General features: G+C 61.4%; 17 protein-coding genes and 1 pseudogene. 12 read left to right on the top strand and 6 right to left on the bottom strand.

Features of this window, described 5'->3' with window-relative positions; genetic code table 11:
- Nucleotides 1–105 precede the first annotated feature (105 nt).
- From ACYZTK_RS21610 to edd, 6 genes are all read right to left on the bottom strand, one after another.
- Nucleotides 106–1,404, bottom strand: coding sequence for an ABC transporter substrate-binding protein (locus ACYZTK_RS21610; protein ID WP_462011691.1), 1,299 nt, complete (start codon nucleotides 1,402–1,404; stop codon nucleotides 106–108).
- A 116-nt stretch (nucleotides 1,405–1,520) separates the two neighbouring features.
- A complete protein-coding gene (locus tag ACYZTK_RS21605; protein ID WP_462011690.1) occupies nucleotides 1,521–2,780 on the bottom strand; it encodes a D-mannose isomerase in 1,260 nt (419 codons plus the stop codon).
- Nucleotides 2,781–3,007: 227 nt separating this feature from the next.
- A complete protein-coding gene (locus tag ACYZTK_RS21600) occupies nucleotides 3,008–4,477 on the bottom strand; it encodes an ATP-binding protein (protein WP_462011689.1) in 1,470 nt (489 codons plus the stop codon).
- Nucleotides 4,467–5,198: a response regulator gene (locus ACYZTK_RS21595; protein WP_462011688.1), complete on the bottom strand. Its 732-nt coding sequence runs from the start codon at nucleotides 5,196–5,198 to the stop codon at nucleotides 4,467–4,469. Before ACYZTK_RS21595 ends, ACYZTK_RS21600 begins: the two co-directional genes overlap by 11 nt.
- A gap of 176 nt (nucleotides 5,199–5,374) precedes the next feature.
- On the bottom strand, nucleotides 5,375–6,325 hold the full coding sequence (locus tag ACYZTK_RS21590) for a glucokinase (protein ID WP_462011687.1): 951 nt from the start codon (nucleotides 6,323–6,325) through the stop codon (nucleotides 5,375–5,377).
- Complete coding sequence (edd, locus tag ACYZTK_RS21585; protein ID WP_462011686.1) at nucleotides 6,322–8,148, bottom strand: phosphogluconate dehydratase; 1,827 nt, start codon at nucleotides 8,146–8,148, stop codon at nucleotides 6,322–6,324. Before edd ends, ACYZTK_RS21590 begins: the two co-directional genes overlap by 4 nt.
- 220 nt (nucleotides 8,149–8,368) lie before the next feature.
- Between edd and gap the strand changes: the two genes are divergently transcribed.
- From gap to gcvP, 12 genes and pseudogenes are all read left to right on the top strand, one after another.
- Nucleotides 8,369–9,370: a type I glyceraldehyde-3-phosphate dehydrogenase gene (gene gap, locus ACYZTK_RS21580; protein ID WP_462011685.1), complete on the top strand. Its 1,002-nt coding sequence runs from the start codon at nucleotides 8,369–8,371 to the stop codon at nucleotides 9,368–9,370.
- 223 nt (nucleotides 9,371–9,593) lie between these two features.
- Nucleotides 9,594–10,121 (top strand): RNA polymerase sigma factor, encoded by a 528-nt coding sequence (locus ACYZTK_RS21575; RefSeq protein ID WP_462011684.1) that lies wholly within the window; start codon nucleotides 9,594–9,596, stop codon nucleotides 10,119–10,121.
- 123 nt (nucleotides 10,122–10,244) lie between these two features.
- Nucleotides 10,245–11,210, top strand: coding sequence for a FecR family protein (locus ACYZTK_RS21570; RefSeq protein ID WP_462011683.1), 966 nt, complete (start codon nucleotides 10,245–10,247; stop codon nucleotides 11,208–11,210).
- Nucleotides 11,211–11,332: 122 nt separating this feature from the next.
- On the top strand, nucleotides 11,333–13,897 hold the full coding sequence (locus ACYZTK_RS21565) for a TonB-dependent receptor (protein ID WP_462011682.1): 2,565 nt from the start codon (nucleotides 11,333–11,335) through the stop codon (nucleotides 13,895–13,897).
- 121 nt (nucleotides 13,898–14,018) lie between these two features.
- Nucleotides 14,019–14,645 carry a biliverdin-producing heme oxygenase gene (locus tag ACYZTK_RS21560; RefSeq protein WP_462011681.1) on the top strand — a complete coding sequence of 209 codons (627 nt, stop codon included), beginning with the start codon at nucleotides 14,019–14,021 and terminating at the stop codon, nucleotides 14,643–14,645.
- Between the two features lie 67 nt (nucleotides 14,646–14,712).
- Complete coding sequence (locus ACYZTK_RS21555; protein ID WP_462011680.1) at nucleotides 14,713–15,114, top strand: YbaN family protein; 402 nt, start codon at nucleotides 14,713–14,715, stop codon at nucleotides 15,112–15,114.
- Between the two features lie 265 nt (nucleotides 15,115–15,379).
- Nucleotides 15,380–16,612, top strand: a pseudogene (locus ACYZTK_RS21550) (methyl-accepting chemotaxis protein); the annotation flags it as partial.
- Between the two features lie 150 nt (nucleotides 16,613–16,762).
- Nucleotides 16,763–17,518 carry a methyl-accepting chemotaxis protein gene (locus ACYZTK_RS21545; RefSeq protein WP_462014947.1) on the top strand — a complete coding sequence of 252 codons (756 nt, stop codon included), beginning with the start codon at nucleotides 16,763–16,765 and terminating at the stop codon, nucleotides 17,516–17,518.
- 247 nt (nucleotides 17,519–17,765) lie between these two features.
- Complete coding sequence (locus ACYZTK_RS21540; RefSeq protein WP_462011679.1) at nucleotides 17,766–18,125, top strand: DUF5064 family protein; 360 nt, start codon at nucleotides 17,766–17,768, stop codon at nucleotides 18,123–18,125.
- 260 nt (nucleotides 18,126–18,385) lie between these two features.
- Nucleotides 18,386–19,894 (top strand): sigma-54-dependent transcriptional regulator, encoded by a 1,509-nt coding sequence (locus ACYZTK_RS21535; RefSeq protein WP_462011678.1) that lies wholly within the window; start codon nucleotides 18,386–18,388, stop codon nucleotides 19,892–19,894.
- A gap of 436 nt (nucleotides 19,895–20,330) precedes the next feature.
- Nucleotides 20,331–20,714, top strand: a complete 384-nt coding sequence (gene gcvH, locus ACYZTK_RS21530; RefSeq protein ID WP_462011677.1) for a glycine cleavage system protein GcvH — start codon at nucleotides 20,331–20,333, stop codon at nucleotides 20,712–20,714.
- Between the two features lie 11 nt (nucleotides 20,715–20,725).
- Entirely contained in the window at nucleotides 20,726–23,593 is a 2,868-nt protein-coding gene (gene gcvP, locus ACYZTK_RS21525) for an aminomethyl-transferring glycine dehydrogenase (RefSeq protein ID WP_462011676.1), read from the top strand.
- Nucleotides 23,594–23,645: the final 52 nt, after the last annotated feature.

Below are 23,645 nucleotides of genomic sequence, written 5' to 3'. Positions count from 1 at the left end.
AGATCCCTTGTAGGAGCTGCCGAGTGACACGAGGCTGCGATCTTTTGATTTTGTTTTTAAATCAAGATCAAAAGATCGCAGCCTGCGGCAGCTCCTACAGGGGGATTACTGGGCAGCTTTGACAGCCGATGCCAGTTGCGCGCTGGCCTTGGCCGGGTCAGCGTCCTTGTCGTTCATGAAGTTGGTGACCACGTCGAAGATCGCGCCCTGTACGGCCAGGGAAGTGGCCATGTTGTGCGCCATACTCGGTTGCAGGCCGCCGGTCTTCTCGTCAGCCAGGAAGTCTTTGGCTGCGGTCTGGGCGCAGGCATCGAAGCCGAGCTTGTCCATCTCGTTGAGCATGTCGGTGCGCACCGGGATCGAGCCCTTGTTGATGCTGAAGACTTTCTGGAAGTCGGTACCCAGGGCAACCTTGGCCAGGTCTTGCTGGGCAGCGATGTCGCCCTTGCGATCAGCCTTGAGCTTGAACACCGCGAGGGAATCGATGTTGTAGGTGAAAGCTTTTTCGGTGCCCGGGAACGGCACGCACTGGTAGTCCTTGCCGGCGACTTTGTTCGCGGCAGTCCATTCGCTCTTGGCCCAGTCGCCCATCATCTGCATGCCGGCCTTGCCGTTGATCACGTCGGCGGCAGCGATGTTCCAGTCACGACCGGCGCGGTTCGGGTCCATGTAGCCGGTGAGTTTTTTCAGCTCGGTGAAGGCCTTGGTCATTTCCGCCCCGGACAGGGTTTTCTGGTCCAGGTCTACCAGGGCTTTCTTGTAGCCGTCGGCGCCCATGGTCGAGAGCACTACGTCTTCAAACACCGTGCTGTCCTGCCATGGCTGACCGCCGTGGGCCAGGGCGATGAAGCCGGCAGCCTTGAGTTTGTCACCGGCGGCATAGAATTCTTCGAGGGTAGTTGGGGCCTTGTCGATCCCGGCCTTCTTGAACACTTGCGGGTTGATCCACAGCCAGTTCACGCGGTGAATGTTCACCGGAACGGCGACGTAGTCACCTTCGTATTTCACGGTGTCGGAGACTTTCTTCGACAGCAGGCCATCCCAGCCTTCGGACTTCGAGACATCCTTCAGGGTGTCGGTGCTGAGCAGGCCAGTGCTGCCCCACTCCTGGATGTCCGGGCCCTTGATCTGGGCAACGCCCGGCGGGTTGCCGGCGACGGCGCGGCTTTTCAACACGGTCATGGCTGTTGAACCGCCACCACCGGCGACGGCGCCGTCTTTCCAGGTGAAGCCGTCTTTTTCAACTTGAGCTTTGAGTACATCGACTGCTGCTTTTTCGCCACCGGACGTCCACCAGTGAACCACTTCCACGGAACCTTTGGCATCGGCAGCAAGAGCACTGAGAGGGAGCGCAGACAGGGAGGCGAGAGAAATAAGCGTAGCGAGGCGAGAAATCGCATTCATCTGGAAGTACCTTTCTTGTTGTTATGCATGCAAGTCTGGTGCTTGCGCTGCATGGATTTTAAACAGGAGTTGTCCCGTCGCAGGTAACGAAGGGACGCTGGAATGTCACCACATGGTTACACAGGAACGCTCTGGGACAACTGACCCAGAGCGGTGGCCATGCTTGGCGCCAACGGCAGGCGCGGGATCAATACGGCTTGCCAGGCGTGATACAGGTCGGGTTTGCCGGCCCAGATAGCGGCACTCGGGCGGTTTCGCGCATCGAGTTCGTGATGCCAGCTGCCCGCCTGGCGATCGATGAAGTGACTGTCACAGAATTCCCAGAACAGCCGGTACCAGGTTTCGTATTGAGCCTCGCCGGTGCGTTTGAGCAGTGCGCTGGCGGCGGCGCTGGCTTCGCAATGGGTCCAGTGCAAACGCTGGCGAACGACTGGGCGGTTGCTCCAGTCGAGGGTGTAGACGATGCCCGGCGCACCGTCGACGTCCCAGCCATGCCGGCAGTTGTGTTCGAATAGTTGTTGCGCGTCGGTCACCAGCCAGCCCGGCGTGAGCATGCCCGCCTGTACTCGCGCGGCTTCGAGGTGCAGCAACAGCCGCGCCCATTCGAAGCCATGGCCGGGGGTGGTGCCGTAGGGGCGGAAGCCGTCCGCTGGGTTGTCGTGGTTGTACTCACGCAGAGGTTGCCAGTGGCGGTCGAAATGTTCGACCACCAGGTAGTCGTTGGCGGCGGCATGATCGTGGATCACGCGCTCGACGATGCGCTGGGCGCGACACAACCAGCGCTTGTCGCAAGTGACATCGGCCAGGGCGAGGAAGGCTTCTGTTGCGTGCATGTTGCTGTTGGCGCCACGGTAGCTCTCCTCTGCGCTCCAGTCGCGATTGAAGGATTCGCGCAGGGCGCCCTCCTCCTCGCTCCAGAAATGCGTGTCGATGATGTTGATCGCATCATCGAGCAGGGCTTGCGCGCCGGGACGTTGCGCGACCACGGCGGAGCTCGCGGCCAGGGCGACGAAGGCATGCAGGTAGGCGGCCTTGCCGGTGTTGCCATCGCGGTGTGCGGCGACGGCGAACCAGCCGCCGTGTTCGGCATCGCGTAATGGACCACTGAGGGCTTTGATGCCATGGTCCACCAGCTCGGCGTAGCCGGGTAAACCCTGGATGTGCGCCATGGCAAAGCTGTGGGTCATGCGGGCGGTGTTCATGGTTTCGGCTTGCGCGCCGGCTTGGAGCTGGCCCTGTTCGTCGAGGTTGCCAAAGCCTTCGGGGAGCCTTGAAGCCTTGGCAAATGCCAGCAGGCGCAGGCCTTCGGCGGCCAGCCATTGCTGGTGCGCGGGGGCGTTCAGCCAGCTGTTGAAGGCGGGTTGGAAGGTGTGCATGGGGTGCCTTTTTTGTTGTTATGACTGGGGGGCAGTCTAAACAACGGGGAGTGGTGGGCTTGTAACGAAGGGGGTGGGTTGTGTCACCGATCTGTGACATTGGCTGAAGTGTGTGGTGACTGATCTGCCGCTTTCGCGAGCAAGCCCGCTCCCACATTTGGATTTGTGAACGACGCATAACCCCTGTGGGAGCGGGCTTGCTCGCGAAGAACGATAACGCGGTGTGCCTAATCAACACTGCGAGGCAACTGCAGCGTCACCCGCAACCCACCTTCACGCAGGTTCTGCAGGCTCACTTCACCGCCATGACTGTGCGCAATATTGCGTGCGATCCCCAACCCCAGGCCATAGCCCTGCTGCTGCCCAGCCAATCTGAAGTGCGGCTCGAACACCTGCTCCAGGCGCTGCTCCGGCACTCCCGGGCCCTCATCATCAACGTGCAGAATGAACGCACTGTCATCGTCGTCGATGTGAAGGTGCGCGGTCTGTCCGTACTTCAGCGCATTGTCGATCAGGTTGCCGATGCAGCGCTTGAGTGCCAGCGGTTTGCCGGGATAAGTCGCCAGGGCCCGCCCCTGTTGGGTCACCCGGCCATTGCCGTTGGGCGCCAGATAAGGCTCCACCAGGCAATCGAGCACGTGATTGAGGTCCACCGCCTCGATGTTCTCGTGGATGTCTGTGTCCTTGACGCACTGCAGCGCGCCCTTCACCAACAGTTCCAGCTCATCCAGATCGCGGCCGAACTTAACTTGCAGTTGCTCGTCTTCGAGCAACTCCACGCGCAGGCGCAACCGGGTAATCGGCGTGCGCAGATCGTGGGAAATGGCGCTAAACAACTGGCTGCGCTCGGTCAGGTAACGGCTGATGCGCTCGCGCATGGCATTGAACGCACGGCCCACTTCGACCACTTCACTGCCGCCACCCTCCGCCACCGGCTCGACTTCGGCGCCCAGGGACATGTCCCGCGCAGCCCGTGCCAGGCGCTTGAGCGGTCGGCTTTGCCAGTGCACCAGCACGCCGATAAACAACAGCAGGAAACCGCTGGTGAGCACGATGAACCACACCTGTTGCGCCGGCAGGCCCTGCTCTTCCAGGCTGGTGTAAGGCTCGGGCAACAGCGAGGCGATGTACAGCCACTCGCCCGGCGCCATCTGGATCTGGGTCACCAGCACCGGCGGGTTGACCGGCTCGAGGGTCAGCGCGTAATGCGCCCAGGAGCGTGGCAGCTCGTCGAGTTTCAGGCCGCCGTTGAAGATCCGCAGGTCTTCGGGGCTGACGAACGTCACCGAGATATCGGCATCTTGCCCCAGGGACTGGCGCAGCACCTGATCCACCGCAGTGAGCACCGCCGCTTTGCGCGGGGTGATCGGCAGCACTTCCATGCCCAGGGGTTTGTCGTTGAGCGTCACCACAAAACGGGTGCCGCCCATGCTGCGCAACTGGTCGAGCACCAACGGCCGGAACGCCACCGGCAACGAGCGCAGGTAGCTGACGCTGGCGGTCATAGAATGCGCAAGGCTGCGGGCGCTGGTGACCAGTCCCTCCAGCTGGGTGGCGCGCAGTTGCGAGACCCAGATCACACTCGACAACGCCTGGGCAAACAGCACCGCCAGCAATGTCAGCAGCAACATCCGCCCCAGCAGCGAACGCGGTACCGGCACTTTGGCGGCGAGCTTGCGCAGGAACTCAGTGACCATTGCTGGCAATCACATTGGCTGCCAGCTGGTAGCCGCTGCCGCGCACGGTGCGAATCAGTCGCGCTGGTTTTTCCGTGTCGCGCAAGCGTTGGCGCAGGCGACTGACCGCCATGTCGACGATGCGATCCAGCGGCATCAGGTCGCGGCCACGGGTGGCGTTGCCGATGGTGTCACGGTCGAGAATTTCCTGGGGATGATCGAGGAACAGTTTCAGCAGAGCGAAATCGGCGCCGGAGAGAATCACTTCCTCACCGTCGGTGTGGAACAGCCGATGGCTGACCATGTCCAGGCGCCAGTCGTCGAAGGCCAGGACTTCGCTGCCGGAGCGTTCCTGGCCGAACTGCGCGCGGCGCAGCAGGGCCTTGATGCGTGCCTGCAATTCACGGGGACTGAAGGGTTTGCCCAGGTAGTCGTCGGCGCCGAGCTCCAGGCCGATGACACGGTCGGCCTCGTCGGAACTGGCGGTGAGCATGATGATCGGCACCTGGGCCTGGCGCGGGTGCTGGCGAATCCAGCGGCACAGGCTGAAGCCGTCTTCGTCCGGCAGCATCACGTCGAGGATCACCAGGTCGCTCGGCGCTTCATTCAGGGCCTGGCGAAAACCGGCACCGTCCGGCGTGGTGCGCACCTGAAAGCCGGCGCGGGTCAGGTAGGTGTCCAGCAACTCGCGTATCTCTTGATCGTCATCGACCAACAAAATCGACTTGTTGACTGAGCTCACGGGGCGGCGTCCTTGTTGTTTGGAATGGGGCGGATTATGCCTTAAGCACGGAACCAACAAACACTGCGAACCCATGTGGGAGCGGGCTTGCTCGCGAAGGCGGTGTGTCAGTCAACTGAGATGTTGAATGTGACTCCGCGTTCGCGAGCAAGCCCGCTCCCACAGTTGATCGCGGTTCAGGCCTGGTCGAGCGCCACACCTGCACCCATCAACCCCGAATACGGCGCCGTCACCAGCCACACCGGAATGCCCTTGAAGTAATCGCTCATGCAGCCCTTGTCGGCAAAACACCGGGCAAACCCGCTTTCAATGAAGAAATCGGCAAACCGCGGAATCACTCCACCGACAATGTAAACGCCACCCCGTGCGCCCGTGGTCAGCACGTTATTGCCCGCCACCCGCCCGAGCCAGCAGCAGAACTGCTCCAGCACTTCCAGGGCAATTGGATCTCCGGCCAACCCGGCCGCCGTGATCGACTCCGGTGTATCGAGCACCGGCTCATGGCCGTCCACCGCACAAATCGCCCGGTACACTCGCGGCAAGCCACCGCCACTCAACGCGGTCTCGGCGCTGACATGCCCGATCTCGTTGAAGATGTGCTGCCACAACTGGGTTTCCCGCGGACTGCTCAGCGGCAGATCGACGTGACCGCCTTCCCCCGGCAACGCGGCGAATCGCCCGGCGCCGAGGTCGAGCAAGGTGCCGACCCCCAGGCCAGTGCCAGGACCGATCACCACCGCTGGCCGCATAGGTTCGGGCGTGCCTGCGCAGACCACGCGAAACTCGTCCGGCTGCAAACGGGTCATGCCCAGCGCCATGGCCGAGAAATCGTTGACCAGTAACAGCTGATCCACCTGCAGGGTCCGGCAGAACGCCTTGCGACTGAGGCGCCAGTGGTTGTTGGTGAACTTGAATTCGTCGCCGCTGACCGGGCCGGCTACCGACAGGCACACCGAGCCGATCGAACCCAGCGCCTGGCCGAGGCCGCTCAAATAGAGCGCAATCGCCTCTTCCGGGCTGGCGTGATCGGCCGTCGCCAGCACCTGAATTGATTCCAGCTGCTGGTTTTTCCACAACGCGAACCGCGCGTTGGTACCACCGATGTCACCGACCAAAGCCAGTTTCAATTAAGCGTCTCCAGGGCAGAAGTGAAGGCGCTGGCGCCCTGCTCTGCGGAGCTGAAGGCCATGCGCATGAAACCAAACAGCTCGCGTCCGCTGCCAATGTTATTGCCCAACAGGCCCTTGGCAGGTTCGCGCGCTGCGAATTCCTCGGCGTCCACCTTGATCTCCAGAGTGCCTTTGACGCCATCGACGCGGATGATATCGCCCTCTTGCACCCGGGCCAAAGCGCCACCGACAAAAGCTTCCGGACTGACATGGATCGCCGCCGGGATTTTCCCTGAAGCGCCGGACATGCGCCCATCGGTGACCAGTGCCACTTTGAAGCCGCGATCCTGCAGCACACCCAGGAACGGGGTCATCTTGTGCAGTTCCGGCATGCCGTTGGAACGCGGCCCCTGAAAGCGCATCACCGCGACAAAATCCTTCTCCAACAGGCCGGCCTTGAATGCGTCGGCCAGGTCCTGCTGGTCCTGGAACACCATCGCCGGTGCTTCGACGATCTGGTTCTCCAGCGCCACCGCCGACACTTTCATCACGCCGCGGCCGAGGTTGCCTTCCATTACGCGCAAGCCGCCTTCAGGCGAGAACGCACGGGAGACCGGACGCAGGATGGTTTCATCGAGGCTGTCGGTCACGCCTTCGCGCCAGACCAGCTTGCCGTTATCGAGGAAAGGTTCCTGGGTGTAGCGGCTCAGCCCATGGCCCAGAACCGTGTTGACGTTTTCATGGAGCAACCCGGCTTCCAGCAGTTCGCGGATCAGGAACGACATGCCGCCCGCCGCCTGGAAGTGGTTGATGTCGGCTTTGCCGTTCGGGTAGACGTGGCTCAGGGTCGGCACCACCTCGGAGAGGTCGGCCATGTCCTGCCAGGTCAGCTGGATGCCTGCGGCCATGGCGATCGCCGGCATGTGCAGGGTGTGGTTGGTCGAGCCGCCGGTAGCGTTAAGCGCGACGATCGAGTTGACCAGCGAACGCTCGTCAACGATTTCACCGATCGGCATGAAGTTGCCATTCTGCTTGGTCAGGCGCGTGACCTGATGCGCGGCCTCGCGGGTCAGGGCTTCGCGCAAGGGGGTGTTCGGGTTGACGAAAGACGAGCCCGGCAAGTGCAGGCCCATGACTTCCATCAACAATTGGTTGGTGTTGGCGGTGCCATAAAACGTGCAGGTGCCGGGGCTGTGGTAGGAGTTCATTTCCGACTCCAGCAGCTCCTCGCGGGTGGCCTTGCCTTCGGCATAACGCTGACGCACATCGGCTTTCTGCTTGTTGGAAATGCCCGAGACCATCGGCCCGCCCGGGACAAAAATCATCGGCAGATGACCGAAGCGCAGCGCGCCCATCATCAGGCCCGGCACGATCTTGTCGCAGATGCCGAGCATCAGCGCGCCGTCAAACATGTTGTGGGACAGGGCCACGGCGGTGGACAGCGCGATCACCTCGCGGCTCGGCAGGCTCAGCTCCATGCCGGGCTCGCCCTGAGTCACGCCATCGCACATGGCCGGGGTGCCGCCGGCGAACTGGCCGACCGAACCGATCTCGCGCAGCGCCTTCTTGATCTGTTCGGGAAAGACTTCGTAGGGCTGATGCGCGGAGAGCATGTCGTTATATGACGAAACAATCGCGATGTTGGCGGAGTTCATCATGCGCAGGCTGTGCTTGTCCTCGGTGCCGCAACCGGCCACGCCATGGGCAAAGTTGGCGCATTGCAGCTTGCCGCGCATCGGACCGTCGCTGGCCGCACCGCGAATGAGCGCAAGGTAAGCCTCGCGGGTGGCGCGGCTGCGGGCGATAAGCCGTTCGGTGACCTCAAGGACGCGGGGATGCATGTGTAGAACTCCAGGCTAACGGATGTGGCGACCTGATTGTCTATGCTGAACAAGCACCGCTGTGATTGGGATGACAGACGGTTTACTTGATCGGTCGGACCAGTTGATTCAGGTCGCTCGTTGTAGATTGAACAAAATATTGCCATTAAAAAGGCTTGTTTTCTATTTTTATGCGAATAATCTTGTAATTCAAACAACAAAACGACGGCGGCCCAGTTAAATGACTCTTCGAATTGCAATCAATGGTTTTGGCCGTATCGGCCGCAACGTCCTGCGGGCACTGTATACCCAAGGCTACCGCCAGGACCTGCAGATCGTTGCCATCAATGACCTGGGCGACAGCTCGATCAACGCTCATCTGCTCAAATACGACACGGTTCACGGCACGTTCGACGCCGATATCCAGCACGACCAGGAAAGCCTGACCGTCAACGGCGACCGCATCGCTGTCAGCGCCATTCGCAATCCGGCAGACCTGCCATGGGCTGCGGAAAAAATCGACGTGGTGTTCGAGTGCACCGGGTTGTTCACCGACCGGGCCAAGGCCGCCGCGCATATTACTGCCGGCGCGCGCAAAGTCATCATCTCGGCGCCGGCCAAAGGCGCCGACGCCACCGTGGTGTATGGGGTCAATCACGACATCCTGCGCCAGTCCCACCAGATCATTTCCAACGCCTCGTGCACCACCAACTGCCTGGCGCCGGTGGCTCAGGTGCTGCACCGAGAGCTGGGTATCGAAAGCGGCCTGATGACCACGATTCACGCTTACACCAACGACCAGAACCTCACCGACGTCTACCACACCGACCCGTACCGCGCCCGCTCGGCGACCCAGAACATGATTCCGAGCAAGACCGGCGCGGCTGAAGCGGTCGGCCTGGTGCTGCCGGAACTGGCGGGCAAGCTGACCGGCATGGCGGTGCGAGTGCCGGTGATCAACGTGTCCCTGGTGGATCTGACCGTGCAGCTCAAACGCGAAGCCTCGGCGGATGAAGTCAACGCGCTGCTCAAGGAAGCCAGCCAGCACTCGAAGATCCTCGGCTACAACACCCTGCCGCTGGTTTCCAGTGACTTCAATCACAACCCGCTGTCGTCGATCTTCGACGCCAACCACACCAAGGTCAGCGGCAAGCTGTTGAAGGTGCTGGCGTGGTACGACAATGAGTGGGGCTTTTCCAACCGGATGCTGGATAACTGCCTGGCGCTGTGCAACGCCGAGTAAATTATTTCGAACCACCACGGACTCCTGTAGGAGCTGCCGAAGGCTGCGATTTTTTGATTTTGCTTTGGCGACCGTAAGATCAAAATCCAGATCAAAAGATCGCAGCCTGCGGCAGCTCCTACAGGGGGACCGCGCACCGCGCGCAGTTTTTCACAATTGAGGGCTTGACCACTGGTGCAGATGATAAGCATTATCATTCGCTCGAAATGGATCAGGTCCTCCCGTGAGTCAATCGCGCTTCAATCACGTCTTCATCGCCCAGCGGGTTTCCCTGCTGCGCACGCTGGAGCGGATGGTCAACAATCACAGCACCGCCGAAGACCTCTTGCAGGAAACCTACCTGCGGGTGACGCGGGCGCTCAGTGAGCGGGCCATCGATCACCTTGAACCCTTTGTGTTCCAGACCGCTCGCAACCTGGCGCTGGACCACTTGCGCGCGCGCCGCATCCAGTCGCGCACCCTGCTCGACGACGTGCCGGTGGAAGTCCTGGAAAGTGTCGCTGCGCCGGTCAGCAGCGCCGAGGATGCCGTCCATGCCGAACAGTTGCTGGAGCGCCTGAATGTGAGCCTTAATCAACTCAGCTCGCGACAACAGCAGATTTTCATCCTCAGCCGTCTGCACGGCCACAGTTACCTGGAGATCGCCGAGCAGCTGGACGTCTCCTTGAGTACCGTACAAAAGGAACTGAAGCTGATCATGGCGATCTGCATCGGGGTAGTCGAGAGGCATGACGGCCGCAGTAAGCTTTAAGCTGCAAGCTGCAAGCTGAGTACCGTAGAAAGCACTCCGAACCTGAACAGGATTCGATTTGAGCTTGCAGCTTGCAGCTTGAAACTCGAAACTGCTCCCCTCCGCCCCTGCCGAGAAAACACCGTGACGGACACCCGCCGCCCGCCTCCGCCCTCACCGGCGCAGGACCGCGCCACCGCGATGGACCAGGCCCTGGACTGGCTTATCGTGCTGGGCAGTCCGAGCGCGGAACAGACCCAGGCGTTCCAGGCCTGGCTCGCCGCCGACCCGCTGAATGCCGAATCATTTGCCAAGGCCCAGGCGATCTGGGACGGCCCGCAGGTGATGCTGTCTGCGCAAACCCTGGCGGCCCGCCCAGGTAAGGTGATGGTGCTGGCGCGCCTGCGTCCGCACTGGAAACCCCTGGCCACCGCCGCCGTGCTGATCCTGGGATTATTCAGCTTCAGCAACCTGCCCATGCGCCTGCAGGCCGATCACCTGACAGTGGTCGGGGAACGCCAGCGCCTGCAACTGGAGGACGGCTCGAAAGTCCTGCTCAATACCAACTCGGCGTTTTCCAGCACCATCAATGATCAACAACGCATCGCCCGCCTGTACCAGGGCGAGGCGTTTTTCGAAGTCGCCGGCAATCGCGGCCAACCACTGGAGATCGATGCCGGACCGGTCCAGGCCAGCGTACGCGATACCGCGTTTGCCGTGCGTTACCTGGACGGCGTCGCGCAGGTTCAGGTGCAGCGCGGCGCTGTCGACCTGCGGGCCACCCGCGACGATGCACGGGTGCGCCTGTCTGCCGGGGAAAGTATCCGCATCGGCCCCAACGGCTTTGATCGCCTGGCCAAGCTCGACGCCGCCACCGACCTGGCATGGGTCCAGGGCCGGCTGGTATTCGAGAACTGTCCGATGAGCCAGGTGCTGACGGAGCTGCGTCGCTACTATCCCGGTTGGATCATCAACAACAACGAGCAGTTGGCGGACATCAACGTGACCGGCAATTATCGTCTCGACCAGCCCCTGGATGTGGTCCGTTCGCTGGCGCACATCACCTCGGCCCAGCTCAAGGAATTTCCGGCGCTGGTGATCCTGAACTAAATGAGAATTATTTTTACTCGATAGCCAGAGCTCGTACGTCTCGTTATAGCCAATGCAATTGATTCGCATCTCTAAATGCCAATCAGCACCTATAAAGATTCGTGCGACACGGAGCGCTATCGATGTCCTCTCGCCTTACCCGCCAGTCCTCTTCCCCTTCCCGCGTGTTGTCGCTGCTGACTGCCGCCATCCTGATGGCCGGCAGCGCCCCGCTGCTGGCCGCCACCGCCGAGGGCCAGCAGACCCGCAACATGGGTGACTACTCGTTCGCCATTCCCCAGCAGTCGCTGGTGTCGGCGCTGAATGCGTTTACCGCTGTGACGGGCTGGCAGGTCGGGTTATCCGCCGAGCTGGCGCAAGGTGTGGCGTCGCCCGGCGTGCGCGGTTCCCTGCCACCGGAAAAAGCCCTGGATCGCCTGTTGGTGGGGACCAACCTGAGCTATCGCAAGCTGGGCAACAACAACATCGTCCTGGAACTGCGCAACAACTCCGGCGCGCTGAACCTGCAACAGGTAACCATCAGCGCCACCCGTCAGGAACAGGACATCAACAGCGTGCCGAGTACGGTCACCGTGCACACCCGCGAAGAGCTCGACCGCAACAACGTCAACTCGATCAAGGACCTGGTGCGCTATGAGCCAGGCGTTTCCGTGGGTGGCTCGGGCCAACGCTCCGGCATCACCGGCTACAACATCCGCGGCATCGATGGCGACCGCGTGCTGACCCAGGTCGATGGCGTGCAAGTACCCGACGGCTTCTTCAACGGCCCCTACGCCCAGACCAACCGCAACTACGTCGACCCGGAAATCGTCAAGCGCGTGGAGATCCTCCGCGGCCCGGCGTCGGTGTTGTACGGCAGCAACGCCATCGGCGGCGCAGTCAGCTACTACACCCTGGACCCGGACGACATCATCAAGCCCGGCCAGGACGTTGGCGCACGCCTCAAGACCGGCTACAGCTCGGCCGACGAGAGCTGGCTGACTTCCGGCACTGTCGCCGGGCGTACCGGCGACTTCGATGGCCTGCTGCACCTGAGCCAGCGCAATGGCCATGAAACCGACTCCTATGGCGAAACCGGTGGTACCGGGCTCAATCGCACCGAAGCCAATCCGGAAGACGTGCGCACCACCAACATCCTCGCCAAGTTGGGCTGGAACTACGCCGACGACGCACGATTTGGCCTGACTTACGAGCACTACAAGGACGATCGTGACACCAACCAGTTGAGCGCCGTCGGCGGTCCGTTCAACGCCGGGCGCGGTTTTGGTTTCTACAAAGCGCGCAGCGGCAACGACACCATCACCCGCGAGCGGTTTGGCCTCGACCACCGCTTCGGTCTCGACAGCGCCCTGGCGGATAACATCAAGTGGACGCTGAACTACCAGATCGCCAAATCCGATGAGAGCACCCAGGAAATCTACGCCCCGTCGCGCACCGTGCTGCGCAACCGCAACACCACCTACAAGGACCGCCAGTGGGTATTCGACGTCCAGGCGGACAAGGCATTTGCCATCGCCGACACCGATCACCTGGTGACCTACGGCACCACCGTCAAGCAGGACAAAGTCACCGGCCTGCGCACCGGTGACGGCACCTGCCTGACCGTGGCCGGCGCGTGTCGGGTGATCGGTGCGCCGAGCGCCGCCGACACCCTGACCCCGGCCAGCGATTTCCCTGACCCGACCATCAACACCTACAGCCTGTTCGCCCAGGATCAGATCAGCTGGAATAACTGGACGTTCGCGCCCGGTGTTCGCTACGACTATACCCAGCTCAAGCCGCACCTGACCGACAAGTTCCTGGCCACCGCCGACCAGAGCGGCAACGGCGAGGTGGACGACAGCACCAAGACCTGGCATCGCCTGTCGCCGAAGTTCGGCACCACTTACCAGTTCAACGACCACTACACCTGGTACGGCCAGTACGCGGAGGGTTTCCGCACGCCAACGGCCAAGGCGCTGTATGGCCGCTTCGAAAATACCTCTGGCGGTTACCAGGTAGCGCCCAACCCCGACCTCGAACCGGAAAAGAGCAAGAGCTACGAAACCGGCCTGCGAGGCCAGTTTGAAGCCGGCACTTTTGACGTCGCGGTGTTCTACAACAAGTATCGCGACTTCATCAACGAGAACGCCATCACCCCGGGTTACGACGAGCTCACCTTCCAGAGCAACAACATCAAGCACGCCACCATCAAGGGCGTGGAGCTCAAGGGACGCCTGAACCTGGACACGTTCGGTGCGCCCAGCGGCCTCTACACCCAGGGTTCGCTGGCTTATCTGTACGGGCGTAACGATGACAGCGGCGAGCCACTGAACAGCGTCAACCCGCTGACCGGGGTGTTCGGTCTCGGGTATGACCAGGACAAGTACGGCGCGCTGCTGAGCTGGACTCTGGTCAAGCGCAAGGACCGGGTCGACAGCACCAGCTTCAACACACCTGACGGCACCAGCACCCAGTTCAAGACCCCGGGTTACGGTGTGCTCGACCTTGCCGGGTTCTACAAGGTGACCGACGACGTGACCGTCAACGCCGGCCTGTACAACCTGACCAACAAGAAGTACTGGCAGTGGGATGACGTGCGCGGCTACGACAACGTCGGCGAGGCTTCGGTGACCCAGCCGGCCAATCTTGATCGCCTGACGCAGCCAGGGCGCAACTTCTCGGTCAATCTGGTCTGGGATATCTGAACCACTGGTGTTCACTGCGCTCTCTGAATGAGGCGCAGTGGTATTTTTACTCGACCGTGACTGCTGGTTCGTCTAGTTCATACAGGACTGACCCGTATTGATTTCTGAAGGAAAGAACGACATGTCTTCGCAAACTCCGACTTCCGATGCCAACCCTACGCTGATTCCCCGCTCCCAGCGTGTCAGGGAATTGACCCACGACCTGCACAAAAGCCTGGAGCACACAGTCGCCGAATTCGCGCCCACCGATACCCATGCCGGCTTCGCGCGGTTCGTGCAGATGCAGTATTTGTTTCAATCGGAAATCCAGGCGCTGTACCAGGACGCGGAGCTGATCAAGCTCTTCCCGGACTTGCCGCAACGCTGCCGGGTAAAAGCGGCACAAGCCGATCTGGCAGACCTGGGTTCGAGTATTCCTGAAGCAGTCCCGGGTGCCTTGCAGTCCCCTGCCCTGGCAGAAGCCCTGGCGTGGGTCCGGGTTTCCGAAGGCTCGAAACTGGGGGCGGCGATACTGTTCAAACAGGCTGTCGGCCTGGGCTACAGCGAGACCAGGGGCGCACGTCACCTGGCAGAACCGGAAGGCGGTCGCGCCAGAGGCTGGAAAGCCTTTAATGTGATCTTCGACGGCCTGCAGCTGAGCGCCGAAGAAGAAGCTCAGGTGGACAAGGCCTCCAGGGACGCCTTTGCACGTCTGGAGCTGCTGCTCAGGACCGTCGGAACAAAACCGGTCAATGCTCAGGCCGTTTGAATTGCGCCCCTGTTGATGGCAAAAATCCGGTCGTTGAAGCGACCGGATATCCGACCTATTGTTGATCATGACTCAACCTCCAGCGTCTACTTCAAAAATCTCCCGCGTTCTTTTTGGTGTGCTCGCTTACGTCAGCCTGGGCATCGGCCTGATTGCGATTGTCGTGCCCGGCCTGCCAACCACCGAGTTCATCCTGCTCGCCGCCTGGGCCGCAACTCGCAGCTCACCGCGTCTCAGTGCCTGGTTGGAGAATCACCGCCTGTTCGGTCCGATCCTGAAGAACTGGCGCAACGGCAAGATCATCGCGCGCCGGGCCAAAGTCAGCGCCACCGTCAGCATGCTGCTGTGTGCCGGGTTGATGCTGGTGATGCTCGATCATGGCTGGCCGATCTACCTCGCCATCGCCGGCATGAGCCTGGGCAATCTGTGGATCTGGTCGCGGCCGGAAGCGTTGCCGCAACCCTCCTGAGCACCGATTCGGGCCCATCGCGAGCAGGCTCACTCCTACAAATGATCTGCAGTGTGGCTTTGCTCATGTAGGAGTGAGCCTGCTCGCGATAGCCATCTCCCAAACAACAAATATCCCCCGCAAACGCTTGCGCTGACCGTTCGTCGGCTTTTACTCATACAAACCTCCCCCACGCCGATGCCCCTTCCATGGCGCTGAATGGACTTGGCGAACCCGGTCGATCCCGACCCACAGCCAATACCTCATCCATTCGCGAGTTCGCCTTATGTTCGACTCTCTCTCCATCCGCCTGAAAATCGTCCTGCTGTCCGGCCTGTGCCTGCTCGGCGTGATCGCCCTGATCGTAAGCATGAATTTCTACCAGACCAATCAGAACGATGAACTGGTCAGCGCTTCCAGCAGCAAAATGCTTACTGACAGCGTGCAGGATCTGCTTCAGGCCAAGGCAGCAGAGCAAGCCGTGCGGGTGCAGAAGACCTTCGGCGAAAGCCTGACGGTGGTCACCGCTCTGGCGGATCAGATCAAGGACCTGCGCAACATGGCCGCCAAGCGTTCGCTGGAAGCGGGCACCGTGCGCGAGGAGTTGAACCGCAACCTGCAGACCGCCTTCGAGCGCAACAGCAAGGTGCTCGGGATCTGGCTGGCGTTCGAACCCAACGGGCTCGACGGCAAGGACAGCGAGTTCGCCAATGATGCGGCGCGCCAGTCCAACGAAGCCGGGCGGTTTGCCAGTTACTGGAGCCGTGCCGGGGGTGCCGGGATCAACACGATCATGGTCGAAGACGACATGACCAAGACCACCCTCAACATCAACGGCACGCCCTATAACAGCTGGTACACCTGCCCTCGCGACAGCAAGCGTACCTGCCTGCTGGACCCGTACGCCGACACCGTCAACGGCAAGGAAATGCTCATGACGACCATTTCCGTGCCGCTGCTGGTCGATGGCAAATCCATCGGCGTGGTCGGCATCGACATCGCCCTCGATGCCCTGCAAGCCGCCGCCGTCGAATCCCAGCGCGACCTGTTCAACAGCGCCGGGCACATGCTGATTGTTTCCGGCAGCGGTGTGCTCGCCGGCTACAGCGTCGACGCCAGCAAGGTCGGTAAAAGCATCGCCGACACCCTGGGCACTGACGGCAAGGAAGTGCTGCAGTTGCTCAGTGCCGGCGTGCCGAAAATCCTCGAACAGGGTGAGCTGATTCGCGCGGTGTATCCGGTCAGCCCGATTGGTGACTCCAAGGCCTGGGGGGTGGTAATCGACTTGCCGAAACAGGTGCTGCTGGCCGACTCGCTCAAGCTGCAAACGGTGCTCGACGACGCCCAGCAAAGCGGCACCATCAAGGCGGTGCTGGTTGCCGTGGCAGCGGGTCTGGTGGGCCTGTTGCTGATTTGGCTGACCGCCTCGGGCGTGACCCGGCCGATCAACAGTGTGGCCGAAATGCTCAAGGCGATTGCCAGCGGCGACGGCGACCTGACCCAGCGCCTGCACTACAGCAAGCGCGACGAACTGGGCGAACTGGTGAGCTGGTTCAACCGTTTCCTCGACAAGCTGCAACCAACCATCGCGCAGATCAAACAGAGCATTACCGACGCTCGCGGCACCGCCGACCAGTCCTCGGAAATCGCCCGCCAGACCAGTGAAGGCATGCTCGTGCAGTTCCGCGAGATCGACCAAGTTGCCACCGCCTCCAATGAAATGAGTGCCACTGCCCACGATGTTGCCAACAGTGCATCGAATGCGGCGAATGCGGCCAAGGGTGCCGATCAATCAGCGCGTGACGGCATGCAGATCATCGAGCGCAGCACCCGCGACATCAATCAGCTGGCCGATGAAGTCAGCAAGGCGGTGACCGAAGTCGAAGCCTTGGCGGTCAACAGCGAACAGATCGGCTCGGTGCTGGAAGTGATCCGCAGCATTGCCGAACAAACCAACCTGCTGGCCCTCAACGCCGCCATCGAAGCCGCGCGCGCCGGCGAGAGCGGTCGTGGTTTTGCGGTGGTGGCCGATGAAGTGCGCAACCTGGCCAAGCGCACCCAGGACTCGGTAGAGGAAATCCGCAGCGTGATCGAACGCATCCAGAGCGGCACCCGCGGAGTGGTTGCCACCATGCACTCGAGCCAGACCCAGGCCCACAGCAACGCCGGGCAAATCCAGCAAGCCGTTCAGGCCTTGAGCAAGATCAGCGACGCGGTCACGGTGATCAGCGACATGAACCTGCAAATCGCCAGCGCCGCCGAACAACAGAGCGCGGTGGCCGAAGAGGTCAACCGTAACGTTTCGGCAATCCGTACCGTCACCGAAACCCTGACCGGGCAGGCCACCGAATCGGCGCAGATCAGCAGCCACCTTAATTCGCTGACGACCCATCAGATGAAGTTGATGGATCAGTTCCGCGTCTAAAAGGCTGCCATATATTTCCTGTGGGAGCAGGCCTGTGGGAGCAAGGCTTGTGGGAGCAAGGCTTGCCCGCGATGGCGATGGCACATCCGCAATTGATGTGACTGACACATCGCGATCGCGAGCAGGCTCGCTCCTACAGTGGGTATTGGAACGCGCGGGGAAGAATTCACTCTACTGGAAATATCGTGACTTTCGGTCCACTCTCCGACAGCGAAGCGATTTACCAACTGATCAGGAGAGATGCCAAATGGCTACGTTCGAGCCCGGTCACCTGCATATCGAGCGCATTGCGCTGACCAAGGATGGCTACAGCTACGCGCTGAGTATCGACTATGAAGTGGCCCAGGATCCCAAGGAGGGCGAAGGCATGCTGTTCAAGATGAGCGGCACGGTGCAGGGCAAGGAACTGCAGGAGGAGTTTTTCCTGCCCAAAGACCAGGCATTCGACTTCGCCCGCCATGCCACGCGACTCGCGCAAAAACATGGTCTGCCCAAGGAGGCAGGCATTGGTTCGGTTCACAAAGCCTATGACCTGATGTTTGAAGATGTGCGGGCGCAGCTCGACGTCAAATCCGGCGACCCGGTGAAACCCGAACACCTCGAATAACCAGCATGCCCCTGTAGGCGCAAAACTTGTCACCCCTATGGGAGCAAAGCTTGCTCGCGATGAACATGGCAAGGTGTAACAGAGACACTGCTGTGCCTGCATCGCGAGCAAGCTTTGCTCCCACAGACCATGGACCACAGAGCAAGCTTTGCCCTAAAGCCATGGACCGCTAAGCCAGCTTTGCTCCCACAGCATTTCACCTGCAGCCCCGCCCAAGGCATACTTGCCACCCTCCGCACGCCAGAACCAAAAACCGCCCCATGCGTATCCACGTCAGCTTCATCGACCGCGTCGGCATCACCCAGGAAGTCCTGGCCTTGCTCGGTGGGCGTAATCTCAATCTGGATGCGGTGGAAATGGTTCCGCCCAACGTCTACATCGACGCCCCGACCTTGAGCCCGGAAGTGCTCGAAGAGCTGCGCGATGCGCTGTTCAGCGTTCGCGGCGTGCAGGCGGTGACGGTGGTCGACATCCTGCCGGGCCAGCGCCGGCACCTGCAGCTGGATGCCTTGCTGGCGGCCATGACCGACCCGGTGCTGGCGCTCGACAGTGCCGGCAATGTGTTGCTGGCCAACCCGGCACTGATTGCCCTGTACGGTCGCGAACCTGCCGGCGAAAGCGTCGCCGAACTGTTCGCCGACCCGGCCCTGCTTGACGCTCTGCTGGAGCAGGGCTTTCGCTTGCCGCTGCGCGAGATCACGGTCAACGGCCAGACGCTGCTGCTGGACGCTACCCCCATCACCGATGCCGGAGCGCTACTGACCCTGTATCAACCCAACCGCATTGGCGAACGCCTGTCGGCGCTGCACCACGACCATGCCGAAGGTTTTGATGCTCTGCTCGGCGAATCCCCCGCCATCCGCACCCTCAAGGCCCGTGCCCAGCGCGTGGCGGCGCTGGATGCCCCGTTGCTCATCCAGGGTGAAACCGGCACCGGCAAAGAACTGGTGGCACGCGCCTGCCATGCCATCAGCGCCCGACATAGTTCACCGTTCCTGGCGCTGAACTGTGCGGCATTGCCGGAGAACCTCGCCGAAAGCGAGCTGTTCGGCTATGCCCCGGGAGCTTTCACCGGCGCCCAGCGTGGTGGTAAACCAGGGCTGATGGAGCTGGCCAACCAAGGCACGGTTTTTCTTGATGAGATTGGCGAGATGTCGCCCTACCTGCAGGCAAAACTCCTGCGTTTTCTCAATGACGGCAGCTTCCGTAGGGTTGGCGGTGATCGCGAAGTAAAGGTCAATGTACGGATCCTCAGTGCGACGCACCGTAACCTGGAAAAAATGGTCAGCGAAGGCTCATTTCGTGAAGACCTGTTCTATCGCCTCAACGTCTTGAACGTCGAAGTCCCGCCGCTGCGCGAGCGCGGCCAGGACATCCTGTTGCTGGCACGCTATTTCATGCAGCAGGCCTGCGCGCAGATCCAGCGACCGGTCTGTCGCCTGGCGCCAGGTACTTATCCGGCACTGCTGGGCAACCGTTGGCCGGGTAACGTGCGCCAACTGCAGAATGTGATTTTCCGCGCCGCGGCCATTTGCGAAAGCAGCCTGGTGGACATCGGCGACCTCGACATCGCCGGCACTTCGGTGGCGCGTCAGAGCGACAACGACGTCGACAGCCTGGAACAGGCGATGGATGAATTCGAAAAAACCCTGCTGGAAAAACTCTACGTGAGTTATCCGTCGACTCGGCAGTTGGCCAGTCGGCTGCAAACCTCACACACGGCGATCGCCCACCGGTTGCGCAAGTATGGGATTCCCAATAAGCCGTAGCTGAATTGTCATGCCTGGCCCTGTAGGAGCTGCCGGAGGCTGCGATCTTTTGACTTTGATCTTGTAGCGCCTGCGACAAGATCGCAGCCTTCGGCAGCTCCTACGGATCGGGTTTCCATTTCAAAAGCTTCTAACCTGCTTAAAAACGACCTGCACCTGTACTGAAAGCGCTACAGCGGAATGATATCGTTACGCGCGTCTCTGACTACCGCTGTGCAAGGCTTTGATACAGATAGGCTTTTTTCCACGCTTCAAGCTGTAGCGATTTCGCTACAAGATATGTCCCCGCCCCTTCCGCCATAGTATTTAAGCCATTGTTTTACATAGATTTTACAACATTGGCCGCGATTTTGCTTATTACCCACCCATAAAGCAGGGCTAACGCCCCAGCATTCAATCGCGTCCACCAGACGAGTCTGGCCCCCTAGGAGTTTCCATGAGCGAGTTGCGTTTTACTGAAGATCACGAATGGCTGCGCACCGAAGCCGACGGCAGCGTCACGGTCGGCATCACCGCTTTCGCGCAGAACGCCCTCGGCGACGTGGTTTTCGTACAACTGCCAGAGCTGCAGTACTACGACAAGGGCGCCGAAGCCGCCACCGTGGAATCGGTAAAAGCCGCCAGCGGCGTGTACATGCCCCTCGACGGCGAAGTGCTGGAAGTGAACCCGGCGCTCGACAGCAGCCCGGAACTGGTCAACGAAGATCCGCTGGGCGAAGGCTGGTTCTTCCGCTTCCAGCCAACCGACGCTTCGGCCGTCGCCAAACTGCTCGATCAGGACGCTTACGACCGCCTGATCAAAGCCAACGCCGAAGCCTGAGGAGCGCCGACATGACTCAAGTAAATCCTGCCGTAGTAAACGTAAGCACCGCGAACGAATTCATCGCGCGCCACATCGGCCCGCGTGCAGGCGATGAGCAAGCGATGCTCAACAGCCTCGGCTTCGATTCCCTGGAAGCCCTGAGCGCCAGTGTCATCCCGGAAAGCATCAAGGGCACCAGCGTGCTTGGCATGGACGACGGCCTCAGTGAAGCCGATGCCCTGGCAATGATCAAAGGCATCGCGGCGAAGAACCAGCTGTTCAAGACTTACATTGGCCAGGGCTACTACGGCACTCACACGCCGTCGCCGATCCTGCGCAACCTGTTGGAAAACCCGGCCTGGTACACCGCCTACACCCCCTACCAGCCAGAAATTTCCCAAGGTCGCCTGGAAGCGCTGTTGAACTTCCAGACCCTGATCAGCGACCTGACCGGCCTGCCGATCGCCAACGCCTCGCTGCTCGACGAAGCCACCGCCGCCGCTGAAGCGATGACTTTCTGCAAGCGCCTGAGCAAGAACAAGGGCAGCCATGCGTTCTTCGCCTCCGCGCATTGCCACCCGCAAACCCTCGACGTGCTGCGCACCCGTGCCGAGCCCCTGGGCATCCACGTGGTGGTCGGCGACGAACGCGAATTGACTGACGTGACGCCATACTTCGGCGCCCTGCTGCAATACCCGGCCAGCAACGGTGACCTGTTCGACTACCGCGAACTGACCGAACGCTTCCACGCAGCCAATGCTCTGGTGGCGGTGGCCGCCGACCTGCTGGCCCTGACCGTGCTGACCCCGCCGGGCGAGTTCGGCGCCGACGTGGCCATCGGCAGCGCGCAACGCTTCGGCGTGCCGCTGGGCTTCGGTGGCCCACACGCCGCGTATTTCTCCACCAAGGATGCGTTCAAGCGCGACATGCCGGGCCGTCTGGTCGGTGTCTCGGTGGACCGTTTTGGCAAGCCGGCCCTGCGTCTGGCCATGCAGACCCGCGAGCAACATATTCGCCGCGAGAAAGCCACCAGTAACATCTGCACCGCCCAGGTACTGCTGGCCAACATTGCCAGCATGTACGCGGTGTACCACGGTCCAAAAGGCCTGACCCAGATTGCCAAGCGCATTCATCACCTGACCGCGATCCTGGCCAAGGGCTTGAGCGCACTGGGCCTGAGCGTCGAGCAACAGAGCTTTTTCGACACCCTGACGGTCAAGACCGGCGCCAACACTGCAGCGCTGCACGCCAAGGCGCACGCCCAGCAGATCAACCTGCGCGTAGTCGATGCCGAACGCCTGGGCCTGTCCCTGGACGAAACCACTGCACAAGCAGACGTGGAAACTCTGTGGGCACTGCTCGCCGATGGCCAGGCGCTGCCAGACTTCGCCGCCCTCGCCGCTTCAGTGGTCAGCACCATCCCGGCTGAACTGGTGCGCCAATCGCCGATCCTCAGCCACCCGGTGTTCAACCGTTACCACTCGGAAACCGAGCTGATGCGCTACCTGCGCAAGCTCGCCGACAAGGACCTGGCGCTGGATCGCACCATGATCCCGCTGGGTTCGTGCACCATGAAACTCAACGCTGCCAGCGAAATGATCCCGGTGACCTGGGCCGAATTCGGTGCCCTGCACCCGTTCGCCCCGGGCGAGCAAAGTGCTGGTTACCAGCAACTGACCGACGAGCTGGAAGCGATGCTGTGTGCCGCCACTGGTTACGACTCGATCTCCCTGCAACCGAACGCCGGTTCCCAGGGTGAATACGCTGGCCTGCTGGCCATCCGTGCCTACCACCAGAGCCGTGGCGAAGACCGTCGCGACATCTGTCTGATCCCCTCGTCCGCCCACGGCACCAATCCGGCCACCGCCAACATGGCCGGCATGCGCGTGGTCGTGACCGCGTGCGATGCCCGTGGCAACGTCGACATCGAAGACCTGCGCGCCAAGGCGATCGAGCACCGCGAGCATCTGGCTGCGCTGATGATCACCTACCCTTCGACCCACGGTGTGTTCGAAGAAGGCATCCGCGAAATCTGCGGGATCATTCATGACAACGGCGGCCAGGTGTATATCGACGGCGCCAACATGAACGCGATGGTCGGCCTCTGCGCGCCAGGCAAGTTCGGCGGCGATGTATCGCACCTGAACCTGCACAAGACGTTCTGCATCCCCCACGGTGGTGGCGGCCCGGGTGTTGGCCCGATCGGCGTGAAGTCGCACCTGACCCCGTTCCTGCCAGGCCACGCCCAGATGGAGCGCAAGGAAGGCGCGGTGTGCGCGGCACCGTTCGGCAGCGCAAGCATTTTGCCGATCACCTGGATGTACATTCGGATGATGGGTGGCGCGGGTCTCAAGCGCGCTTCGCAGCTGGCGATCCTCAATGCCAACTACATTTCCCGTCGCCTCGAAGAGCATTACCCGGTGCTGTACACCGGCAGCAATGGCCTGGTCGCGCACGAATGCATCCTCGACCTGCGCCCATTGAAAGACAGCAGCGGCATCAGTGTCGATGACGTTGCCAAGCGCCTGATCGATTTCGGTTTCCATGCGCCGACCATGTCGTTCCCGGTGGCTGGCACGCTGATGATCGAGCCGACCGAAAGCGAATCCAAGGAAGAACTGGACCGCTTCTGCGACGCCATGATCCGCATCCGCGAAGAAATCCGCGCGGTGGAAAACGGCACGCTGGACAAGGAAGACAACCCGCTGAAGAACGCCCCGCATACGGCGGCGGAATTGGTCGGCGAGTGGACCCACCCCTACAGCCGTGAGCAGGCGGTGTACCCGGTTGCCTCGTTGATCGAAGGCAAATACTGGCCACCGGTCGGTCGCGTCGACAACGTATTCGGCGATCGCAACCTGGTGTGCGCCTGCCCGTCGATCGAAAGCTACGCTTGATCCATAGGGGGCGGCCAGTCCGCCCCCACCCCAACACCGCACGCCCTCTGTA

It is taken from the genome of Pseudomonas sp. LB3P31, assembly GCF_054897945.1.
The sequence above is the reverse complement of the archived record's forward strand: the minus strand, read 5'-3'. Positions and strand labels throughout refer to the sequence as shown.

Coding starts and splice junctions, on each gene's coding strand:
- edd (WP_462011686.1), bottom strand. CDS start 8,148: ATGCATCCCCGCGTCCTTGAGGTCACCGAACGGCTTATCGCCCGCAGC.
- ACYZTK_RS21600 (WP_462011689.1), bottom strand. CDS start 4,477: ATGGTCACTGAGTTCCTGCGCAAGCTCGCCGCCAAAGTGCCGGTACCG.
- ACYZTK_RS21555 (WP_462011680.1), top strand. CDS start 14,713: ATGACTCAACCTCCAGCGTCTACTTCAAAAATCTCCCGCGTTCTTTTT.
- gap (WP_462011685.1), top strand. CDS start 8,369: ATGACTCTTCGAATTGCAATCAATGGTTTTGGCCGTATCGGCCGCAAC.
- ACYZTK_RS21565 (WP_462011682.1), top strand. CDS start 11,333: ATGTCCTCTCGCCTTACCCGCCAGTCCTCTTCCCCTTCCCGCGTGTTG.
- gcvH (WP_462011677.1), top strand. CDS start 20,331: ATGAGCGAGTTGCGTTTTACTGAAGATCACGAATGGCTGCGCACCGAA.
- ACYZTK_RS21605 (WP_462011690.1), bottom strand. CDS start 2,780: ATGCACACCTTCCAACCCGCCTTCAACAGCTGGCTGAACGCCCCCGCG.
- ACYZTK_RS21540 (WP_462011679.1), top strand. CDS start 17,766: ATGGCTACGTTCGAGCCCGGTCACCTGCATATCGAGCGCATTGCGCTG.
- ACYZTK_RS21535 (WP_462011678.1), top strand. CDS start 18,386: ATGCGTATCCACGTCAGCTTCATCGACCGCGTCGGCATCACCCAGGAA.
- gcvP (WP_462011676.1), top strand. CDS start 20,726: ATGACTCAAGTAAATCCTGCCGTAGTAAACGTAAGCACCGCGAACGAA.
- ACYZTK_RS21560 (WP_462011681.1), top strand. CDS start 14,019: ATGTCTTCGCAAACTCCGACTTCCGATGCCAACCCTACGCTGATTCCC.
- ACYZTK_RS21545 (WP_462014947.1), top strand. CDS start 16,763: ATGCTCGTGCAGTTCCGCGAGATCGACCAAGTTGCCACCGCCTCCAAT.
- ACYZTK_RS21610 (WP_462011691.1), bottom strand. CDS start 1,404: ATGAATGCGATTTCTCGCCTCGCTACGCTTATTTCTCTCGCCTCCCTG.